We start from the raw sequence: 19,847 nt of genomic DNA, 5'->3' as shown, positions 1-19,847 counted from the left end.
TGAGGAATGGAAGGCGACGGCCCGCTAGGATTCGATGGCCTGCTGTTCGTCCTGGGCCGTCTCGGCGAACGGGGTGCCGCCGTAGGTCTGCTGCACTTCGTCGTACAGCTGAACGGCCTGACCGGTCTCGCCCTGATCGCGGTACGCTCGGGCCTGTTCAAGCAACGCCCGGGCTTCCCATTCGGGGTGTCCAGCGAAGAGGGAGGGCATACGCTCCAGTTCACGGATGGCCGTCCGGGGATCTCCTCCCCGTCGAAGCTGTCGCCCGAGGCGGTACAGCGCCTCGGCCCCGGTCTCGCCGTCCGATGCGCGAATGGCACGCCGGTATAGGTCAAGCGCCTCGTCGGTGCGTCCCTGCTCGTTCCGGACCCGCCCGAGGCCGAGCCGCGCGGCGTTTCGGAGGGGGCCTTGGGGCTCGGCCTCTAGAATCTGAGACAGGAGGGTGTCGGCCGCGCTGGTGCGGCCAAGCTGCAGCAGGGCCTGACTCTGGCCGTACCGGGCCTGGGCACGCAGTTCGTCTCGGGTTTGGTCTTGCTCGGCGGCAGTGCGGTAGGCGTCCACGGCCTGCTCGTTCGCCCCTTCGTCGAGGTAAATCTCCCCAAGACGGAGACTGCCCTCCGAGATGTATTCGCTGTCGGGGTACTGGTCTGTGAGCTGCTGGAGGTAGTTTTTGGCCTCGTCGTACTGGTCGGTGTCGGCGTACAGGAGCCCGAGATAGTAGTACGCGTCCGGCACGCGGGCCTGGGTGGCGGCGGTGCGCACAAACGTGCGGAAGAGGCGGAGGGCCCGCTTCGAGTCGCCCCGCTGGTACGCGGCCCGGGCCCGGTGGTAGCGCAGCCGGTCTTCCATATTGGCGTCCGGCACGCGGTCCACAATCGCCGCGATGAGTTCGTCGCCGCGATCCTGTTGGCCCGCGGCGTTGAGGGCGAAGAAGAGGCTGGAGGCCGCCTCGCTGGCGGAGGGACTTTCGGGATAGGTTTCCAGGACGGTGCGGTAGGCCCCCACGGCGTCCTCCATCTCGCCCGCGTTGTAGTGGGTATCCCCGATGGCGTACTGGGCCTCGGCGGCACGGGCCGTCTCAGGGTGGTCCTCAAGCAGCTGGCGGAAGGCCTCGCGGGCCTCCTCGTAGCGCTGCTCCTGGAAGTGAATGTCCCCGAGGCGGTACAGCGCATCGGGGCGGAGCGGGCTATCCGGGAAATCGTCGACGAACCGGCGGAGGCGGTCGAGGGCGTCGGCCGGTTGGCCCGCGTAGTACAGGGCCCGCCCGCCCTGATAGAGAGCATACTCGGTGCCTTCCCCATCGACGCGGTCGTACGCTGCGCGGGCGTCGTCGTACCGCTTGAGGGCAAAGTAGCAGTCCGCGAGTCGAAGGCGAGCATCCTGCCGGTACGGGACGTCGGATGCGGAGCCCCCATCGTACGAGTCCAGGAACCGGCGAAACGACCGGGCTGCGGGCTCGAAGCGACGTTGCTTGAAGTGCGTCCAGGCGAGGGCGTACTGGGCGCCCGCCCGCTGCGGAGCATCCGGGTTCGTATCGAGGTACTGCCGGAATTGTCGTCGGGCCTCCCCGAACTGCTCCCGCTGGTAGAACGTGTCGCCCCCCCAGAAGAGCGCTTCCTGGCCCCGGACCGTTTCGGGGTATGCGTTGGCGAGGGCCTGGAATTCCGTGCCCGCCTCGCCGTAGCGTCCGCTTTGGTAGAGGGACCACGCCTTCTGAAACCGCACCTTGGCCTTTACCGATTCGGAGGCGGCCCCCCGATCAATCGCCTCGGTATACGCATCCAGAGCCCGGTCCAGGTTGTCGGTCGCCAGGTAGGCATTGCCAAGCCAGTAGAACGCCTCGCCGAACGGGCCCCCCGACGAGGCCTGTTGGGTGACGGTGCGGAAGGCCGTTGCTGCTCGGTCGTATCGCTCCTGTCGGTAGTGGAGCAGGCCGACCTCGTACTGGGCCGCGGTTGACAGCGTGTCCGTCTCGGCCCGATCGAGGAAAGCGCGGTATAGCTTTAGGGCCTCCGCCCGGGCGCCCGCGAGGGCCCGGCTCGCGGCCTCGTAGTACGTCGCCCGGTCGGCGAGTGGGTGGTCCCCTGTGCGCACCGACGCGAAGGCTTCGGCGGCGGCCTCGTACCGCCCCGCATCGTAGTGCTGCCGAGCAAGTCCGTAGCGGGCGGGCGTCGTGTAGGGACTGTCCGGTAGCTCCTCAAGAATCAACTGGTACTGCGTCGTGGCGTCCTCCCGACGGCCGAGGGCACTGTACGTCTCGCCGAGCAAGAACAGGGTGCGAGCGCGGGCGGGGCCGGTGAGGTCCGGAAGGCGTCGCTGCAGCTCCGTGGCGGCATTCTCGTACTGGCCGACCCGGTAGTACACCTCGCCCAGGATGGTGCCCAGGTTCTCCGCAAACGGAGAGCCCGGGAATTGCTCGCCGAGACGCTCGAACGAGGCCGTGGCCTGGTCGTACCGCTCCAGCCGCACCTGGGTGACGCCCCGGGCGTACAGGGCCGCCGGGGCCAACTCGGCGTCGGGGTATCGCGAGTAAACCTGTTTGAAATAGGGCAGGGCGGCGTTGAGATTGCCCTGGTTCTGTTCCGTCCGGCCGAGGAGGTAAAGGGCACGCGCCCCTTCGTCCGGGCGGTTCGGGGCCGTCGCGATGGTTTGGAGTTGGGACTTGGCCCGGTCGGGGTGTCCCTGATCCAGATAGTACTTCGCCAGCCCGAGTCGGGCGGTCTGGGCCCGCGGATGCGACGGGTATTCTCGTTGAAGCCGGCTAAGCAGGCGGCGGGTCCCTGCGTCGTCTCCCTGCGCCAGGGCGGCCCGGGCTTCCAGGTAGAGGGCCTGAGGGGCGGCGGCGTGCGACGGGTGGGCCTGCCGAAACGAGTCGAACGCCGTGGCCGCGTCCGGATAGAGCTGTTGCTGGTACAGCTCCACCGCTCCCCCGAACGCGTCCGCCGGCCGAGGGGCCTCCTGCTGGCCCCAGGCCGGAGAGAGCCCCGTCCCTGCGAGCACGCAGAGGAGAAGAAATCGACGCCAGTGGGGAATCATTTTTGGGGTGTGCGAGTCAAATCCGAATGACGACGCCGAACGAAAATTTGAGGCCGGGCCTCGGTATGGCTCTGTCCTACGACACGCACCGATGGCGGTTCGACCCAAAACGAGCGCCCTAGACGAAAGTCGCCGCTGGCGGCTTCGTTCCCACCCGGCTACTCAAAAACTTCTAAATCCGCTCTGTCTCAATTCCCTTTCTCCCAAAAGATTAGACGTTTATGCCTGATCCTTCGACTGATCCTGCGCCTAGCGATCCCTCGACGTCCTCAGGGACTCCCTTCGAGGACACTGACTTCGAGAACACTGATCCTCCATCCTGGGATCAGGGGGACGAGATGACGATGCCCGGCGGGCTGTCGTCCTCCCTCGCGAAGGACATGGCCCGCTCGTGGGTGCGGCAGCACCAGAAGGCCACGATGCTCGGGGCGTTCGGTGCTGGCGTGTTCGTCGGGGTGATGCTCCGAGACTAGCGGATGGCAGACGGAGGCGCGGCGGCGTTCCGACCGCCGAGGCAGGGGGCTGTGCTGGGTCGGCCACGAGGCCTTGGCCCCAGCTCCTTTTCAAATTCAACTCCCTTCTACCGAATCCCCTTCAGCCCATGAGTCCAAACAATTCCGACATTGACCGCACCGATGCCTCAGAGGCGTCCTCGGACGCCCCATCGGACGAGTCGACCGTAGACAAGACGGCACAAGAAATGAACGACCTCCTCGACGAACTGCGGGCCGAGGTCACCCGCCTGAAGGCCCAACAGGCAAGGAAGCAGGCCGAAAGCTGGGTGCAGCGGCACCCGTTCCTCGCACTGACGATCTCCTCGCTCGCAGGGGCGGCCGCCGGGTACGGGGCCGCCCGGGCCACACGGCCGCAGCCGCCCAGCCTGTCGGCGCAGGCCCGTGGCCGACTGCGTCGCCTGGCCGACGAGGCCCGGCGCGTAGCCACCGGCGTGGGGAAAGACCTGTCTGAACGGGCCGCCCGCTCCGGCGAAGATGTTCGCAGGCGTGCCGAGGAAACCGGCCAGCGCCTCGCCGAGCGGGCCCGGGAGCAGGGAGACGACATCCGCGAACAGGCCGAAGACCTGGCTCGCCGCGCGTCCGAGCAAGCCCGGCGCGTGGGCACCGAGGCCGGAGAGACGGTGCGACGAGCGACGGCCGAGGTCTCCGACGAGGCCCGAGAGATCGGCGAACAGCTTGCGGAAGAAGCGGAGGAGACCATCGAAGAACAGGCCGCCTCCGTACAGGAAACCCTCCCGGCCGAGGATGAGTCCTCGGCCCTCCGTCAGTCAATTTACACGGTGGCCGGCCTTGCGGTGGGCGGTTATCTCGCGGCAAAGGTGCGTCGCTGGCTGTAGCGACCCCCGGCCTCCCGGGCGACCGTGCTGTCCCGAAGAGCACCACCCGATTCGCTACGATTCCGAATTTTTCGCCCCCCGACTCATGCCTGATTTTTTCGACGAGGGTCGTCTGCACGACGGACTTCGCTATGAGGAATACCGGGAAGCGTGGTCCGGACAGCTGGACACATCGCTCCCCGACGACGCCGATCCAGAGGAGCGGCGCCTACACCACTACCTCGAATACAATTGGGACCGACAGGCCCAGGTCCACGAGGACTACGCCCCGTCGGAGGCGCTCCGTGGGGCCGTCGAGGCCGTCGAGGATTCGCAGCTCTGGATGGTGCTTACCGAGCCGTGGTGTGGCGACTCGGCGTTCCTGCTCCCGGTGATTGCCGAGGCGGCGGCCCTGTCCGACCAGGTGTCGCTCCGCATCCTGCCGCGGGACGAGAATCTGGACATCATGGACGAGTACCTCACAGGCGGAAGTCGCAGTATCCCGAAGCTCGTGGCGTTCTCGGGCGACGGGGCGGAGCTCTTTGCGTGGGGCCCGCGCCCGGAAGCAGCGGCCCGCCGGTTCGAGGAGTTGACAGAGGAGTACGACGACAAGATGGAACTCATCGGCGAATTTCTGGAGCACTACGAGGAGGGCGGCTGGGAGGACGCCGACACGGAGCTCGCAGAACGGCTCCGGCTCGTCGTTGGGTCGTCCCCCTCCGTTGTCGATGGGTAGTCGTGGCGCCTGAATTTTGGGATTCTCCGACGCGCCCCGGTTGGAGAAGACGGGCCTGGGGACAGCGCACTTGCCCGCCGTTGTGGAGACTGCGGGTCTCCTTTCGTCCGGTCAGGCCTGGGGAGGGTGCGGCTCCTGCTGGTATACCTCGAAGACGGTGCGCTCGTCGGGCAACACGGCGGCGGCCACGACCTGCTCCTCGGGGTCGTACGCCCGCACCAGCTCGTGGAGCTTCGAAAAGGCGCCGTCCTCGGCCGCGGATGTGTCGTTGAAGGTGAGGTACTTGAGGGGTGTACGCTCTTCGGGGGCGGCGTCGGCCTGGACGGTAAAGACGATCGCTCCCCGCCCCCGCTGGTCGTACTGGCGCCAGGCGTGCCGGGCCGCGGTGTCCCAGTGTTCGTCGACGAGCTGGTTGAGCAGCGTGCTGGGATCGGGGGGAGGCATGTGGGCGGTGAGGGAAGTGGCAGAGAAAACAAGTGTCGGAAGGGGGCCAGGCGGGCTCGGGGATGTTTGTGCCCCGATTGTTGCCGTTATTGCAAAGGAAACCCGTGAATAAAATTCAGCCCCATGGGGGTGGGCCTACCCCGTCCCCGCGGCCGTCGGGGCCTCGGTCTCGTCGTAATAGTCCGTGATGGTTTCGGCCTTCGCCGGGCCCACGACCTCGGCCAGGGCCGCCTCGTCGGCCTCCTTCACCTTCGCCGCGGACCCGAACTCCCCGAGGAGCGTCTTCGCGGTCTTCGGGCCGATGCCGTGGATGTCGAGCAGTTCGGACTGCAGCGTCTTCTTCTTTCGCCGCTTGCGCTGGTAGGTGACGGCAAACCGGTGGGCTTCGTCCCGCACCTTCTGGAGCAGCTGCAGGGCTGGGCTGTCTTTTGCCAGGAACACCGGATCGGAGTCGCCGGGGCGGTAGACCTCCTCCAGCCGCTTCGCGAGCCCGATGACGGGAAACCGGTCGAAGGCCCCGACCTCCTTCAGCATCTTGACGGCACTGGAGAGTTGGCCCTTGCCGCCGTCGATCACGACGAGGTCGGGCCAGGGGCCGTCCTCCTCCACCATGCGCCGGTAGCGGCGCCGCACGACCTCGCGCATCGCCTTGTAGTCGTCGGGGGTGCCCTCCTCGGTCGAGCGAATCTTGTAGGTGCGGTAGTCGCTCTTGCGCGGCGTGGCGTCGGTGAAGACGACGCAGGAGGCGACCGTCTCCTTGCCGCCGTGGTGAGAAACGTCAATGCCATCCACGCGGCGCGGTGGGTCGTCCATGTTGAGGGCCTCGCCCAGTGCCTTGATGCTCTCCGGAATGCGGTTGCGCTCCCGCTTCATCTGCTGCGTCTTCCACTCGCCCACCTGCAGCTTCGCGTTGGACGTGGCCATGCGGACGAGGCTGGCCTTCTCGCCCTGCTGCGGCACCTTGATCGGCACCTTGCGCTCCTGCTCCCGCCGGAGCAGCTCTTCGAGAGCGTGGGTGTCCTGTGCCGGGTGGTCATTCGGGTCGTGGGAGAGGAGGACCTCCTCCGGGTAGAAGTTCGCCTCGGCGTAGTAGTTCTCCACCAGCGACAGGATCAGCTCCGCGTCCGTCCGCTCCTCCACCGAGCGCAGAAACTTGTGCCGCTTGCCGATCATCTTGCCCTCCCGCACCTGAAAGAGCACGCCGCAGCCGATGTCCTCGTCCCGCTCGACGTGGAGGGCAAACACGTCGCGGTCGGCAAAGTCCTGGCTGACGACCTTCTGCTGCTGGGAGTAGTCCTTCAGGGCCTTGACCTGATCGCGCAGGCGGGCGGCCTCCTCGAAATTGCGCGCGTCGGACTGTCGCCGCATCTCGTCCTTGAGCAGGTCCATGAGCTCCTGGGTCTGCCCGTTGAGCAGCTTCTTGACCTGCTCGATCGTCTCCATGTAGTCCGCCTCGGACTGCTTGCCCACGCACGGGGCCTTACAGTTGTCGATGTGATGCTGGAGGCACACGTCGTACTTCCCGGCCTCAATCTTGTCCTCGGTAAGGTCGAGCGAGCAGGTGCGCAGCTGAAAGACCGACCGGATCGCGTCCATCATCGCGTTCATCTTGGACACGTCCGCGTACGGGCCGAAGTACTCGGACCCGTCCTGCTTCACGGTGCGCGTCTTGAAGACGCGGGGGAAGCGCTCGTCCTTGATGCAGATGTAGGGGTAGGTCTTGTCGTCCCGCAGGTTGACGTTGTAGCGGGGCTGGAGCTCCTTGATCTGGTTGTTCTCCAGGATGAGGGCCTCCGCCTCCGTGTCCGTCACGATGATGTCGAGGTCGGCGGCCTTCTGCACCATCACCTCGATCCGCCCGTCGCGCTGGCGGCTCTGCTGGAAGTAGGTGCGCACCCGGTTGCGCAGGTTCTTGGCCTTGCCCACGTACAGGACCGACTCCTCGTCGTCCAGAAATTTGTAGACGCCCGGGTCGGTGGGGAGGGCGTCCAGCTTCTGGACGAGGGCCTCCGGCTTGTCGTCAAGAAGATCGCTCATGGGCGGGAGGGTCGAGACTAAAGCTACGCACCGTAAAAACGATGGAGGAGGGGGCGTGATTCGGTCGAACCTGGGGCTGTGGGGGACGTACAGAATTTATGACAATGTACGTCTACCCAACAAAGATTATCGCCTGCCATGTCCAAGAAACTCACGCTGCGGCTCGACGAGGACGTGATTGAGCGGGCCAAGGCCTACGCGGCCGACCGAGACACGTCGGTGTCGCGGCTTGTGGAGACGTATTTCGCCGCCGTGACGAAGAAGAATGGGGACGAGAACCAGACCTCGCCTTCCGACACCACCCGTCAATTTATCGGGATCCTGGAAGAGGCCGACGAGGACGACTACAAACGGCACCTCGAAGAGAAACACCTGGACGAGTCGACATGAGGATTCTTTTCGATACCAACGTGGTCCTCGACGTTTTTCTGAATCGAGAACCGTTCGTCGAGTCCGCCGCGCATCTTTTCGACGCGAATGCCCACGGGAATTTAGGGGGCATGCTCGGGGCGACCACCGTCACGACGATCTATTATCTTCTCGACAGCAACCGCGGAAGTGCCGTTACCCACGAGAAGGTGGAAGCGCTCCTCCGCCTCTTCGACGTCGCGGGGGTGAACCATCAGGTTCTGATGCAGGCGGCCGAGTCCGGGTTTGCCGACTACGAGGACGCGGTCCTCCACAGCGCCGCCCGTAGGGCAGGGGCCGACGGAATCGTGACCCGCAATACGGCGGATTTTAGCGCTGCCGCTCTGCCGATCTACACCCCTCCGGAGCTTCTCACAATTCTCGACCAGCGACGAGACTGAGGGTTGGACCTGCCCGCTATCCCACGTAGTTCAGCTCCCCGCCCGGCCCGAGCGGCAGGCCCAGCAGGACTCAGACCAAGAAAACGATCATGCTCACCATCCCGAGGGCGATCGAGTAGGGCAACACAAGGACGATGATGCTCCCGATTCCGAGGTCCTCCGGCACGGCCAGGACCACGTCGCCGAGAATGGACGCGAGGGGGACGCCCCCGGCCCAGCGCAGGACGCGTCGGTGGGGGCCGGGGCGTCGGACATAGAGGACGAGTCGTTGTGGCAAGGCGAACGGAAGGGGGCTCCGGTGCTGATCCCACAAACGACGGCCGGCGGACGCAACGTCATGCTATCGTTCTAAATTCCGTTATTGCAATTGAAAAATCGATCAATCCGGCCGTGTCCAAGACCCGGATTACAACACGTTCCCGAACGATGCGAAGCTCGGACGGGAGGTTGTGAGTTGTGACTACGAGACCGGGGGCACACCAGGAGATTGTAGTGCTGACAGTGATATCTGCGCGTTCACGATGAGCGGTGACCAAAACGCTCATATCGCGGACTGCGATCAGGACAAGTTACCGGATCCGACAAGTTACAAAGGCACCCTGTGCTGCTCCGTTAAAGAACTCTGTTACGACGGGAAAGACAACGACGGGGATGGATTAGTGGACTGCGCTGACCCAGAGTGTAACGGCGCCGCGGGTAACAGCACGACCGACCCGTTCTCAGAGAATGACGGCCCGCAAGTCTGCCACCCGCCGTCGAGCTGCCCGCAAACCGTGCACGTCGGCCTCGAAGCCTACTACCAGTTCGAGAACAGCACGAATGACAGCACGACAAATGAAAACGATATTTCCACGACGAGTGGCGTGACGTACACATCGAATCAAATCCGAGGGAAGCTCGGCCAGTCACTCAAATTCGACCCGGGAGACAGTGCCACCATCCTGGACGACATGTCGTTCGACCAAACCCTCGACCCAGAGGACGGGATCACGGTGGGCGCGTTCATCAACCCTGACGCGGTCGGCGACGGGACAATCCTCCAGAAAGGCTCTGCTTACCGTCTCTACTTGAGTGGTGGACGGGCTTACTTCGAATTCCAAACATCGAGTTCGAACACCCTTGACCTCGGACCCGTGCCAAGTGGGACGTGGACACACCTCACCGCAACGTATAACTCGTCTGCAAATAGTGCTACCGGCTACGCTGACGGGACGGCAACGGACTCCCTGACCCCATCCGGCACTATCCCAGACAGTGCTTCTGGTATCACCCTCGGCACCGGTACAGCGTCAAACTACGACGGACGCCTAGACGAAGTCCGGATTTACAGCCGCGAATTAACCTCGACAGAGGTCAGCAGCTTCACCAACCCAGAGTGTCAGAACCGGCAGCGCACCATCGAATGCCTCAACAACCAAGAACTATGCGACACAAACTATCCGAGTGCTAAGAAAAACAGCTACCACTGTAACTTCGGTGAGTACGACGACCCACAAAACACCGGGTACGATAACGCACCGCAAAATGGCACTGGTGTTTGCTGTCCAAAGGGAGAAGTTGCAAATTATGACGTAGTTAATGGATGGTTCTGTGATAGTACTGATCAATGTGGTACCAGTGGACCCTGTTACTACGATATTAATAGTAATGAGTCTGCCTGGTTGAACAGTACCTCGGATGGTTCTTCAAACGCTTGTAACAGTCAAGTCAATAGGTTAAACGAGGACTTGAATGAGACTACAAGGCCTGAGGGGAGCCAGGCGTGTTGTTACGTGCCGAAGAATGGCGTGACTGACTACTGGTATAAAGACGGGAACGTCAAGATTTACGGTTAATCTTATTAGGGCTGTAGAATGGATCCTGGTTTCGAGTTATATTCCATGTTCACCGGGAAGGCAGCTTCGTTCTCGTCAAATGATCCATCGCTGTCGAAGACGTACACGTTTATTTCAGTCCCGTTTTGCTGCTCCATGTCAACAAGTCCACTATATGTTTCGGAAATGCGTGTTCTCTTAACCGCAGCACCGCTAAAGCGGTTACTACCTGACTCAATGTAGCCTGAGTCGTAAAACTGATTATTTCCATTGGATCCACCTTCTACGTAGTGGTAGTTGAATTCGTTTCTTGCTTCGGCAGAGTCGATCAATGCGTTTGTGCCTGATATAACATATGGTCCTTCAGTGGAATACGGAAGTACATCTCTCACAGCGTCGACCGCATTCTGTGCTTTGTTGACGAAACTATCATTTTCGTTGAATATCCATATCGGGACTTGGTCTAGTGTTTCGTTGCCTGCTTGTCGTTCCGTGTACCGTGTGGCTTCGTTGACGAATGGTACGTAGATGTTGCCGACGTCTCGTCCGTCTGGGCTAGTGTCTGGGAAGCCGACGATTTGGTACTGGTTGGTGACGCTTGCTTTGGGGACGCTGATCGTGGTGTTCTGGTAGTCCGGTTCGTCTGGGAAGCCGCTGACGTTGAATGGTTTTGGCTCGCCGTCTGTATTGTTACCGGCGATAGTGCTGAGGTACGCTGAGTCTGAGGAACTGATTTCGAGGTTGTCTCCGTCTTTGATCGGGACGTTTGCGCTTTCGCCACCGGTGGCGGTGAACGTGGTGTCGTCGGTGCTTACTTGGTAGGTGAGTGTTTCGCCGTACCCGTTTGTGTAGAGGGTGTCGCCGACGGTTTTCGTGGTGAACGTGATGGGAATGCGCTCCGCGACGGCGCTGCTTGCATTTGAGCCGGCGGCCACGTCCTCCAAGGCGGCGTCGCTATCGATGAAGTAGAGGCCGGTCGGGCCGCTGTCGGCGGTGTTGTCCGCGACCGTGAGGTGCTCCACCGTGCTCGCGTCGCCGTTGAAGTACAGCGCCCCGGACCCGGTCGCGTGGTTGCCCGTCACCTGGAGGACGTCCAGGCTCGGACTTCCGGTGACGAGTAGGGCGGCACCACGCCCCGCCCGGTTGCCGGTCAGCACGGCGTGGTGGAGCGTGCCTCCACTTACGTGCGCTCCGCCGCCCCGAGACTGCGCGCCGCTGCCGGTGGCCGACCCATTTTCGATGTGAACCTCTCCGGCGGACCCGCCTGTGAGGCGGAGCACGGTGTAGGCGTTGTTCGAGGCACTGCCGTCCTGCTGGATCTCCCCGCTGAGAATGGTCTTGGGGCCGCCTCGGGCGAGTGTGCGGCCTGACAAGCTCTCCTCATCCCCGCTGAAGTGGCCACGTAGGTCGATGCCGCTTTCCACGCGGAAGGATTCGGCTCGGTCATCGGGCTGGACGGAAGCGCCCTCATCGGGGTAGTACGTCCCTCCTGCAACCCAGACGTCATCCTCCTCGCTGTTGGAACGGGCCGCATTCAGGCCGTCCTGCAAAGACGTGTAGGCGTCCGTCCACGAGCTTCCGTCCTCCGCCCCACTGGCATCGGTGTCGACGTAGATGGTATCGCTGGCCACGTGGGCCGCGGCGGGAGAAAGCGTCCCCCCGAGCAGAAGAAGGGCGGCAAGCAGGAACGTATCTCGCATGGGTCGGGCAAAGGCCGGATTGAGATCGAGGCAAAGCGCGAACCGAAGGCGAAGCGCGAAGGGAGGCGGGCCCACGTGGGGCCGGACAGGAGAGCAGTGCAGAGGCTCTCGCTGGAAAAAGCTCCCGCTTGCGCGGCGGCTACCGCCTGAAGAGAGACTACCGCACCACGGTCAGCCGCTCGGTGCGGGTCGTCTGCCCCACCGTTAGGCGCACAAAGTAGAGCCCGCTCGGCCACTCGGCGACGCCGAAGCGAACGGCCCGGCGGTATCCGCTGCGCGCTTCGAGCACGCGGCGCGCCACCTCTCGCCCCAGGACGTCAAAGACCGCCAGGCGCGCCTCCGTGGCGGGTTGGGCGTCGGGAAAGGCAAGCTCGACGGTGGTCTCGCTCCGGGCCGGGTTCGGGGCGGGCGGGCGCATCGTCAGGCGGCTCGGGGCCGGCCGCTCCAGCACGACCGGGTCGCTCGCTTCCGTCCCGCCCCTGATGTCTTCCTGCACGAGGCGGTAGCGCAGCCGCCCGGCGGCGAAGGGTGGCTCTTCGTCGACAAACCGGTAGGACCGTTGGCGAGAGGTCGTCCCGGCCCCTTCCACGTAGCCGAGGGTTGTCCACTCCGCGCCCACGGCGTCTTGAGAACTCCCTCCATCCTGAGGGCCCTTGGCGGCCTGCCGCGCCCCAAGAGCACTTGCGTCGTCGACGCGGCGCTGCACGCGGAAGCCGGCGTTCCGGGTCTCCGAAGCGGTGGTCCAGGTGAGGCGGACGGTTTGCTGGCCGCCACGCCCCTCGCTCAAAGTAGCCTCCAGTCCGATCAGGTCGACCGGCAGGGCCGAGCCGTTCGACTCCAGTGCCCCGGCGTCCCAGCCGCTCTCGGTTTGCGTCTGGCCGTTCAGGAGGCGTCCATCGCGGGGAGTATCTCCGCCAGCAAGGTCCACGAGCGGGCTTCTGGCGGGCTTGTCCGGGCGGTAATCCCCGCTGGCCGGGTCGAAGAATTGGGGGGTGGACGTCACGACGTTTGACCCACTGGCCCCAGCAGGCACGCCGCTGGGGAGGACGGCATTGGTGAACGTCGGCTGGGCCCCGGCGGGCGAAGCGCTGAGCAGGGGCGCGCCGAGCAGAAGAACCCCGAAGAAGAGTACGGCCGGGACCCGGCGGAGGAATATGAAATGGAGTGCAGGAGGGTGTCGACGTGACATTGCACGGTGCCTGTTGACGAGGGACGAGTCATTCGTCAACAAAGGTATAGTCGTCCCCCGAAGGGAATCAACGCGTTTGCAACTGGGACGGCGCCAGCAAGGCAGAAGGCGCCGGGAGATCACGTTGTTTCATCGAGAGGAGCATCCGACATTGCCGTGTCGCCCCAGATCTCTCGCAGCCGCGCGTCCCGGCCGCAGCCCTGCCGGTACCGCTTGTAGTCCGCGGGGTTTTTCTTGTAGTAGTTCTGGTGGTACTGCTCCGCGGCGTAAAAGGCGTCGAGCGACTGCACCTGAACGGCAATCTCTCGGCTGAACTGTGCCGCGACCGTTTCTTTCGATTGCTTGGCGCTCCGTCGCTGCTGGGCGTCGTGGGCAAAGATGGCAGGCCGGTACTGCGAGCCGCGGTCGCAAAACTGCCCAGTGCCGTCGAAGGGATCCACGTTGTGCCAGTACACCCGCAGGAGGCGATCGTAGGAGACCGTCGTGGAGTCGTAGACGACCTGGACGACCTCCGTGTGGCGCGTGGCGCCACTGGCCACCTCGCGGTAGGACGGGTCCACCTCGTCGCCCCCAGCGAAGCCGGAGGTCGTCGACGCGACGCCGTCGATCTTGTCGTAGGGCGGCTCCATGCACCAGAAGCACCCACCGGCGAAGGTGGCCGTGTCTGCCACGGCCTGCGAGATTGTTGGGGCGGGCGTGGCCGAGGGCTTCGTCGCGTCGGACCCCGAGACCGACACGTAAAATCCGCCGATGAGCGTGACGAGGAACAGTCCCCCGATTAGCCACAGGGAGCGAAAGGAGCGGACCATGATGGGCGCGAACGTTCGACGAAAGAATGAGCGTGAATCAAGAAAGACTGTCCTGCAGCAGCAGGTAAGGTGTTGAATCCAGCCGCGTTCCGTTACGCGGCGGGCAATTACAAGCTCTTGTCGGTCGTTTCGGAATGCACGGAGGGGAGTCTGCCGACGGCGATTTTTATTCAGTGAGGCGCTGCTTCTTGCTAGTCTCGACTCTTGGTCGAAGTATAAGGAAAAGATGGTTGTGCCAGATCAGAAAAAACGAAAATACTTTTACGGCGGGAGGAACAAATTTTGGTAACGCAGGTGATATGTATAAAGCAAGGTATTACAATCGAAATGTTTCGGGCGGATTTCTTTCCCACAATCATACAAGGATCGACACTATGTCTACCGTTCAAAGAAAGGCTCCGTCCGTCGTTGACATCGCAACAAGCGACAAGAACTTCTCGACTCTTGTCAGTGCCCTTCAGGCCGCCGACCTTGTAGATACGCTCAAAGGCAAGGGCCCGTTCACAGTATTTGCGCCGACCAACGCGGCGTTTGAAAACCTTCCCGAAAACACCCTCGAGGACCTCATGAAGCCGGAGAACAAGTCCCAGCTTCAGAACCTTCTCAAAAACCACGTCTGCCAGGGCCGCCGCATGGCCAAGGACGTAGCGAATCAGTCGTCCATATCCTCGATGGGAGGCGAGCACTTCCTTATTCAGACCAACGGTGAGCAGGTCCAGATCGGCGACGCCACCATCAAGCAGACGAACCTGGAAGCCGAGAATGGAATCGTCCACGCCATCGACCGCGTTCTCCGATAGCACTGAGATACGTCGATCGGGCCGATCGTTTCCTAGGAAGTGTCGAGTGGCTTTGGCCGTTCGGCGCTTCTTTGTTGTTCGGTCCGGCGCGGAGCGGAAGAAACGGATGCGTTGGGGGTCAAAGGGCACCGTGCTCCGTTTCCAACACGAGATGTCCATCCCGGAAGAGTGCCGCTCGGAAGTAGGTGGGCGGGGCGTCCCGGCCGTCGTCGTGCTGGACGGTGTGGAGCACGAGAAGTCCGTCGACGGTGTTGTCCAGTTCCTCGATCGCGTCGTCGATGTAGACGGGAATGAGGATCTCGTCGAGCGCAGACCGCAGTTGATCCAGGGCGTCCGCGTGGGCCTGAGGCGCGTCCGGGGATCGCCGGTCCTCCACGTCGATATTATCCTCTCGCACGTAGAGGGCACACAGCGGTGCGCTCGTCCGAAGGGACGGGTCCACCGTCACAACAGTATGAACCGTGCCGGCCGCGGGGTCGACGGGAGCGCCCGGAACCGGAACCGCCGCTTCTGGGCCGCCCACGAAGCGTAGGGTCGCGGTCTCGGGGTCCACCGTAAGGTACGGCGGATTTGGCGGGGACGAGGCTTCTGCCCACTCGTCAGCTTGGGGAACGTAATGAGGCATGGTAGGGGAGACGTTTAAGTTAACGGTCGCCGTATGTGTGCTCCGAGCGCTCTTCCACGCGGTCGGTGGCGGGCGGCGGCGTCGGGGCCAGGGCGCTAATCTCGGGCCGCAGGTCGTCGGACATGTCGATGTCGAGCGCTCCGAGCGAGCCCTCCAGCTGGTCCAGCGTGCGGGCGCCGATGATGGGGGCCGTCACGGCCGGGTGGTGCGCCACCCAGGCGACGGCCAGCGAAACGGGATTGTAGCCGTGCGTCTCCGCGAAGCTCGTGAAGCGCTCGGCCACCTCGTAGTGCACGTCGGCCCCGTAGCGGGTCTGGTACATAGGGTTCTCCACGAGCCGGCCGTCCTCGGGCCGCCGGTCGGTCCCGTACTTCCCGGTCAGCAGGCCGCCGCCGAGGGGGCTGTACGACAGCACGCCGAGGCCTTCGCTCCGGGCCATCGGCAACAGCTCCACCTCGGCCTGTCGCTTCGCGAGGTTGTACATCGGCTGGAGGACGTGGAAGGGCGTCCATCCCTCGGCGCGTTGTCGGCCGAGGGCCTTCATCACCTGCCAGGCGGCAAAGTTGGAGGCACCGAGGTAGAGCACCTTGCCCTGTTGCACGAGCGTCTCCAGGGCGCGAAGGGTTTCGTCGAGCCGCGTCTGCTCGTCGAAGCGGTGGATAAAGAAGACGTCGATGCGGTCCGTGTCGAGGCGACGCAGGCTCTGCTCGACGGCCCGGACGAGGTGGTGGCGACTCGCGCCGCGGGCGTTGGGGGCGTCGCCCATCGGAAAGTAGGCCTTGGTGGTAAGGACCACCTCGTCCCGGCAGTCGGCCACCAGCTCTCCCAGTATCTCCTCGGAGCGGCCGTTCTCGTACACGTTGGCGCAGTCGAACACGTTGATCCCGGCCTCGCGGCAGCGCCGAAACATCGCGGCGGACGTCTCGCGGTCCGCCGCCCCGCCGAAGGACATGGTGCCCATGCAGAGGGGCGATACCTTGACGCCGGTGTCGCCGAGATAACGGTAGGAGGGAAGGGACATGGTCGGGGTGCGACTTTGGGAGAAGAGGGACGAGGAGGGCGGCCTACGCCCCCAAAAAATGATTCGTGAGGAGGGGGGCAAGGAGGTCCGTGGGGGCGCGCGACAGGCTGTGGGTGTCGCCGGGAAGGACGGCCAGGCGCGCGTTCGGCAAAGCGTCGTGGAGGGACCGGGCGGAGGCCCGTCCGAAGAGAGGGTCCTGGTCCAGACCGGCCACGAGGGTCGGGGCGTCAAGATCCGGCAGGGTTTGGACAAGCGTGTCGGACGCGTCCGGCAGGGTGGTGACGAATTTCCGGAGGGCCCGTACGAGGCGGTCGGGGGCGTCGTGGCGGGCCCGGAGGCGCTCTGCGCGGCCTGGGGCCCGGGCCGCCAGGCCGTCGAGGTCGAGCCGGGCCTGCATGCGACGAGCATGGGAGGCCGTCCAGTGGGCGTTCGTCTGCAGGACAGCGAGGCGGCCGACACGGCCGGGATGCATGTGGGCGAGGCGGAGCGCCGCGCCGCCCCCGAGCGAAAAGCCAACGACGTGTGCCGAGGGCAGCTCGAGCGCGTCCAGGACGGCCCGTGCGTCCTCCGCGAACAGATCGAGCGAAAGGGGCGCGTTTGCGGCGTCGGCGGGCAGGGCCGAGGCGCCGTGCCCGCTCAGGTCGACGCCGACGACGTGGAAGGACGACTCCAGTCGCCGAATCAAGGGGGCCGCGTCGTGCCGCGTCGTGCCCGCGGCGCCGTGCAGGACGAGGAGGGAGGGGCGGTCCCGTGTCCCCCGCTCAAAGACGGACAGGTGCCCGTCGTGGCGGGGCACGGTCCGGGGGGACCAGTCGGGCTCGCTAGATTCGCAAAACTCGGTGAGTACCCCGTGGGTCTGCTTCGGGTGCACGAACGCGATCTGCTTGTCGTCCGCCCCGGCCTGGGGCGTCTCGCTCAGCAGCTCGAACCCGGCGTCGCGGAGGCGCTTCATCGTGGCCGGCAGGTCGTCAACTTCGAACGCCACGTGGTGCAGCCCCTCTCCGTGGCGGTCGAGGAAGCGCCGAACCGGAGAGTCGTCGGCGAGGGCCTCCAGCAGTTCAAGCTTGGCGGAGCCGGCGTCCAGAAAGTGCGTCCGGACCTGCTGGCCGCGCACCGCCTCCGTCTTGTAGGGCGCGATGCCGAGCAGGGCACGGAACCGTTCGACGACGGCCGCGGCGTCGTCGACGGCGATGCCGATGTGGTCGAGGTGAGCCATGGCGGGAGGTTCGGGTGCTGCGGGCGAGCGCGGAGCACCGTCGCGGTGCGAAAAGAAGGAAAATGGTGAACCTGAGAACGCCCGTTCGGGTACGGGCATTGTCATGTCCGATCCCCCGTCCCCACACGATGAGTCTCCAGCCGAGGCAGAGCGCGCACAGCGGCGGGCCATGACGGCGAGCCTGCTGGTGTCGTTCCTGATGCTCGTCGGAAAGCTGACGGCGGCGTCCCTTACCGGCAGCACCGCGATCCTCTCCGACGCCGCGGAGTCCGTCATCCACCTCTTCGCGACCGGGTTCGCGGGCTTTAGCCTGTGGTACGCGTCCACGCCCCCGGACGTAAAGCATCCCTACGGCCACGGCAAGGTGGCCTACTTCGCGTCGGCGGTGGAGGGCACCCTTATTCTCGCGGCCGCCGTCGGCATCGGGTGGATGGCCGTGCAGGACCTCGTGACGGGCGCCGACCTCCGACAGCTCGACGTGGGCCTCTACCTCATCGGGGGGCTCACCGCCGTCAACTTTGCGCTCGGAAAATACCTCGTCCGCGTGGGGCGGCGCACCAACAGCCTCGTCCTCGTATCGAACGGGCAGCACGTGTTGACCGACATGTGGACGAGCCTGGGTGTCATCGTCGGGGTTGGGCTCGTGTGGACCACGGGCATCCGTTGGCTCGACCCGGCAGTGGGTCTGCTGGTCGCGGCCAATATCGTGTGGACGGCCACCGGGCTGCTTCGCCGGTCCGTCTACGGCCTGATGGACGAGGCGGACCGGGAGGCCACCGCTGCCCTGCTCGACGAGATGGGCACGGCGGTGGAGGAGGGGCTTATCGCCAGTTTCCACCAGGTGCGTCACCGCCGATCCGGCGACCAGGTGTGGATCGAGTACCACCTCATGTTTCCAGGCGACATGCCGATCCACGAGGCGCACGCCCGGTCCCACGAGGTCGAGGACCGGGTCGACACCCTCTTTCCGGACGAGGACGTGCACGTCACCGCGCATCTCGAGCCCCGTCGGCACGACGAGGCTCATCCCGATGAGCACCGCGAGCCGACGGATCCGCTCGGGGAGGTGCTGAGATAGACCGGGCACGACCGCTGTCGCAGGTCCCGCGCCGACCTACCCAATCTTGCCCTCGTCGCGGAGGCGCTGGAGGTCGTCCAGGTTGCTGTGCACGTGCCCGGCGGACGTCTTGAGCTTGGCCTTCTCGTCGGCGTCGAGGTCGACCTCAATGATCTCCTCTACGCCTCCGGACCCGAGCTTCACCGGCACGCCGATAAAGAGGTCCTCCAGGCCGTACTCGCCGTCGCAGTAGGCCGCGCAGGGCAGGATGCGCTTGTTGTCCTTGAGGATGGCCTCCGTCATCTCGGCCGCCGCGGCGCCCGGAGCGTACCAGGCAGAGGTGCCCATCAGGTCCACAATCTCTCCGCCGGCGCCCTTCGTGCGCTCCACGATCTCCTCGATGCGGTCGTCGTCGATCAGCTGAGGAACCGGGATGCCGCCGACCGTGGTGTAGCGGGGCAGTGGCACCATCGTGTCGCCGTGGCCGCCCATCAAGAGCGCCTGCACGTCGCGGACCGACACGTCGAGTTCCTCGGCGATGAACGAGCGGAAGCGGCCCGTGTCGAGCACGCCGGCCATGCCCATCACGCGGTTCGTGGGGAAGCCGCTTGCCTCGTAGGCGACGTAGGTCATCACGTCGAGCGGGTTCGCCACCACGATGATGGTGCTGTCCGGGCTGCCCTCCACGAACTGCTCCGTGACCCCGCCCACAATCTCCGTGTTCTTCGCCAGCAGGTCGTCGCGGCTCATGCCGGGACTCCGGGGCAGACCCGCCGTAATGATGCACACGTCCGAGTCCTCCGTGGGGCCGTAGTCGTTCGTGCCCGTCACGCGGGTGTCGAAGCCGTGGATGGGGCTCGACTCGCGCATGTCCAGGGCCTTGCCCTGCGGCACGCCGTCCTTGATGTCGACCATGACGACCTCTTTCGCCACGTCCTGTCGGGCCACACACTCGGCTACGGTGGCACCCACATTGCCGGCACCGATAACTGTAACTTTCATAGGATGTTGGGGGAGTTGAGGAAAAGTGAACGACCTGATGCACCCTTTCAAGCAACGGGCTGCGGCGGCGGCCTGCCAGCAATATTTTGCGAAAAGCAGAGGGGCGGCGGGCCGGCCTCCCCGCTACTCGTCCGGTTCGCCCCGCCCTCCGTCTTGGGTGGAGCCGGCAGGGGCGGCGGACGTGCGGGCCTCGTCCGTGTCGCCGTCGGAAGGGGGCGGGGG

19 protein-coding genes are annotated in these 19,847 nt (G+C 64.6%); 8 read left to right on the top strand and 11 right to left on the bottom strand.

The genetic code is table 11. The features are described 5' to 3' along the window. Positions 1–24: 24 nt before the first annotated feature. Positions 25–3,036 (bottom strand): tetratricopeptide repeat protein, encoded by a 3,012-nt coding sequence (locus tag OJB03_RS14350; protein WP_263788646.1) that lies wholly within the window; start codon positions 3,034–3,036, stop codon positions 25–27. A 221-nt stretch (positions 3,037–3,257) separates the two neighbouring features. Here OJB03_RS14350 and OJB03_RS14345 point away from each other — a divergent pair, with 221 nt between their 5' ends. The 3 genes from OJB03_RS14345 to OJB03_RS14335 all read left to right on the top strand — a co-directional run bounded on the left by OJB03_RS14345 (position 3,258) and on the right by OJB03_RS14335 (position 5,102). Further along, complete coding sequence (locus tag OJB03_RS14345) at positions 3,258–3,509, top strand: hypothetical protein (protein ID WP_263788645.1); 252 nt, start codon at positions 3,258–3,260, stop codon at positions 3,507–3,509. 128 nt (positions 3,510–3,637) lie between these two features. After that, positions 3,638–4,387, top strand: a complete 750-nt coding sequence (locus tag OJB03_RS14340; protein ID WP_263788644.1) for a hypothetical protein — start codon at positions 3,638–3,640, stop codon at positions 4,385–4,387. A gap of 85 nt (positions 4,388–4,472) precedes the next feature. Further along, entirely contained in the window at positions 4,473–5,102 is a 630-nt protein-coding gene (locus tag OJB03_RS14335) for a thioredoxin family protein (RefSeq protein ID WP_263788643.1), read from the top strand. A gap of 111 nt (positions 5,103–5,213) precedes the next feature. On the opposite strand, the gene OJB03_RS14330 is transcribed toward OJB03_RS14335, so the two are convergent. Together OJB03_RS14330 and uvrC are read right to left on the bottom strand one after the other, a co-directional pair. Further along, positions 5,214–5,546 carry a hypothetical protein gene (locus OJB03_RS14330; RefSeq protein ID WP_263788642.1) on the bottom strand — a complete coding sequence of 111 codons (333 nt, stop codon included), beginning with the start codon at positions 5,544–5,546 and terminating at the stop codon, positions 5,214–5,216. A 135-nt stretch (positions 5,547–5,681) separates the two neighbouring features. After that, positions 5,682–7,583, bottom strand: coding sequence for an excinuclease ABC subunit UvrC (gene uvrC / locus OJB03_RS14325; protein ID WP_263788641.1), 1,902 nt, complete (start codon positions 7,581–7,583; stop codon positions 5,682–5,684). Between the two features lie 138 nt (positions 7,584–7,721). Here uvrC and OJB03_RS14320 point away from each other — a divergent pair, with 138 nt between their 5' ends. Next, positions 7,722–7,973 (top strand): DUF6364 family protein, encoded by a 252-nt coding sequence (locus OJB03_RS14320; RefSeq protein WP_263788640.1) that lies wholly within the window; start codon positions 7,722–7,724, stop codon positions 7,971–7,973. Continuing rightward, positions 7,970–8,392 (top strand): PIN domain-containing protein, encoded by a 423-nt coding sequence (locus OJB03_RS14315; RefSeq protein WP_263788639.1) that lies wholly within the window; start codon positions 7,970–7,972, stop codon positions 8,390–8,392. Before OJB03_RS14320 ends, OJB03_RS14315 begins: the two co-directional genes overlap by 4 nt. Positions 8,393–8,462: 70 nt before the next feature. Here OJB03_RS14315 and OJB03_RS14310 read toward each other — a convergent pair whose 3' ends face one another. After that, on the bottom strand, positions 8,463–8,669 hold the full coding sequence (locus OJB03_RS14310; protein ID WP_263788638.1) for a hypothetical protein: 207 nt from the start codon (positions 8,667–8,669) through the stop codon (positions 8,463–8,465). Between the two features lie 496 nt (positions 8,670–9,165). Here OJB03_RS14310 and OJB03_RS14305 point away from each other — a divergent pair, with 496 nt between their 5' ends. Further along, positions 9,166–10,227, top strand: coding sequence for a LamG domain-containing protein (locus OJB03_RS14305; protein WP_263788637.1), 1,062 nt, complete (start codon positions 9,166–9,168; stop codon positions 10,225–10,227). 5 nt (positions 10,228–10,232) lie between these two features. On the opposite strand, the gene OJB03_RS14300 is transcribed toward OJB03_RS14305, so the two are convergent. From OJB03_RS14300 to msrA, 3 genes are all read right to left on the bottom strand, one after another. After that, complete coding sequence (locus OJB03_RS14300) at positions 10,233–11,906, bottom strand: hypothetical protein (RefSeq protein ID WP_263788636.1); 1,674 nt, start codon at positions 11,904–11,906, stop codon at positions 10,233–10,235. A 157-nt stretch (positions 11,907–12,063) separates the two neighbouring features. Continuing rightward, a complete protein-coding gene (locus tag OJB03_RS14295) occupies positions 12,064–13,095 on the bottom strand; it encodes a T9SS type A sorting domain-containing protein (RefSeq protein ID WP_263788635.1) in 1,032 nt (343 codons plus the stop codon). Positions 13,096–13,214: 119 nt separating this feature from the next. Then, positions 13,215–13,904: a peptide-methionine (S)-S-oxide reductase MsrA gene (gene msrA, locus OJB03_RS14290; protein ID WP_263788634.1), complete on the bottom strand. Its 690-nt coding sequence runs from the start codon at positions 13,902–13,904 to the stop codon at positions 13,215–13,217. Between the two features lie 374 nt (positions 13,905–14,278). Between msrA and OJB03_RS14285 the strand changes: the two genes are divergently transcribed. Beyond that, positions 14,279–14,704, top strand: a complete 426-nt coding sequence (locus tag OJB03_RS14285; RefSeq protein ID WP_263788633.1) for a fasciclin domain-containing protein — start codon at positions 14,279–14,281, stop codon at positions 14,702–14,704. Positions 14,705–14,822: 118 nt separating this feature from the next. Here OJB03_RS14285 and OJB03_RS14280 read toward each other — a convergent pair whose 3' ends face one another. The 3 genes from OJB03_RS14280 to mce are packed head-to-tail and all read right to left on the bottom strand — an operon-like array spanning position 14,823 to position 17,566. Next, positions 14,823–15,329 (bottom strand): hypothetical protein, encoded by a 507-nt coding sequence (locus OJB03_RS14280; RefSeq protein ID WP_263788632.1) that lies wholly within the window; start codon positions 15,327–15,329, stop codon positions 14,823–14,825. 19 nt (positions 15,330–15,348) lie between these two features. Continuing rightward, positions 15,349–16,350, bottom strand: a complete 1,002-nt coding sequence (locus OJB03_RS14275) for an aldo/keto reductase (RefSeq protein WP_263788631.1) — start codon at positions 16,348–16,350, stop codon at positions 15,349–15,351. Between the two features lie 43 nt (positions 16,351–16,393). After that, positions 16,394–17,566, bottom strand: a complete 1,173-nt coding sequence (gene mce, locus OJB03_RS15630; RefSeq protein ID WP_263788628.1) for a methylmalonyl-CoA epimerase — start codon at positions 17,564–17,566, stop codon at positions 16,394–16,396. A gap of 103 nt (positions 17,567–17,669) precedes the next feature. On the opposite strand from mce, the gene OJB03_RS14265 reads away from it, so the two are divergent. Then, positions 17,670–18,644, top strand: a complete 975-nt coding sequence (locus tag OJB03_RS14265) for a cation diffusion facilitator family transporter (RefSeq protein WP_263788626.1) — start codon at positions 17,670–17,672, stop codon at positions 18,642–18,644. Between the two features lie 36 nt (positions 18,645–18,680). Here OJB03_RS14265 and mdh read toward each other — a convergent pair whose 3' ends face one another. After that, positions 18,681–19,625 carry a malate dehydrogenase gene (gene mdh, locus OJB03_RS14260; protein WP_263788625.1) on the bottom strand — a complete coding sequence of 315 codons (945 nt, stop codon included), beginning with the start codon at positions 19,623–19,625 and terminating at the stop codon, positions 18,681–18,683. Between the last annotated feature and the right edge of the window lie 222 nt (positions 19,626–19,847).

The sequence above is a fragment of the Salinibacter grassmerensis genome, from assembly GCF_947077765.1.
Lineage (GTDB): Bacteria > Bacteroidota > Rhodothermia > Rhodothermales > Salinibacteraceae > Salinibacter > Salinibacter grassmerensis.
Note: the sequence above shows the minus strand (reverse complement) of the source record. Positions and strands in the feature narration are given on the sequence as shown.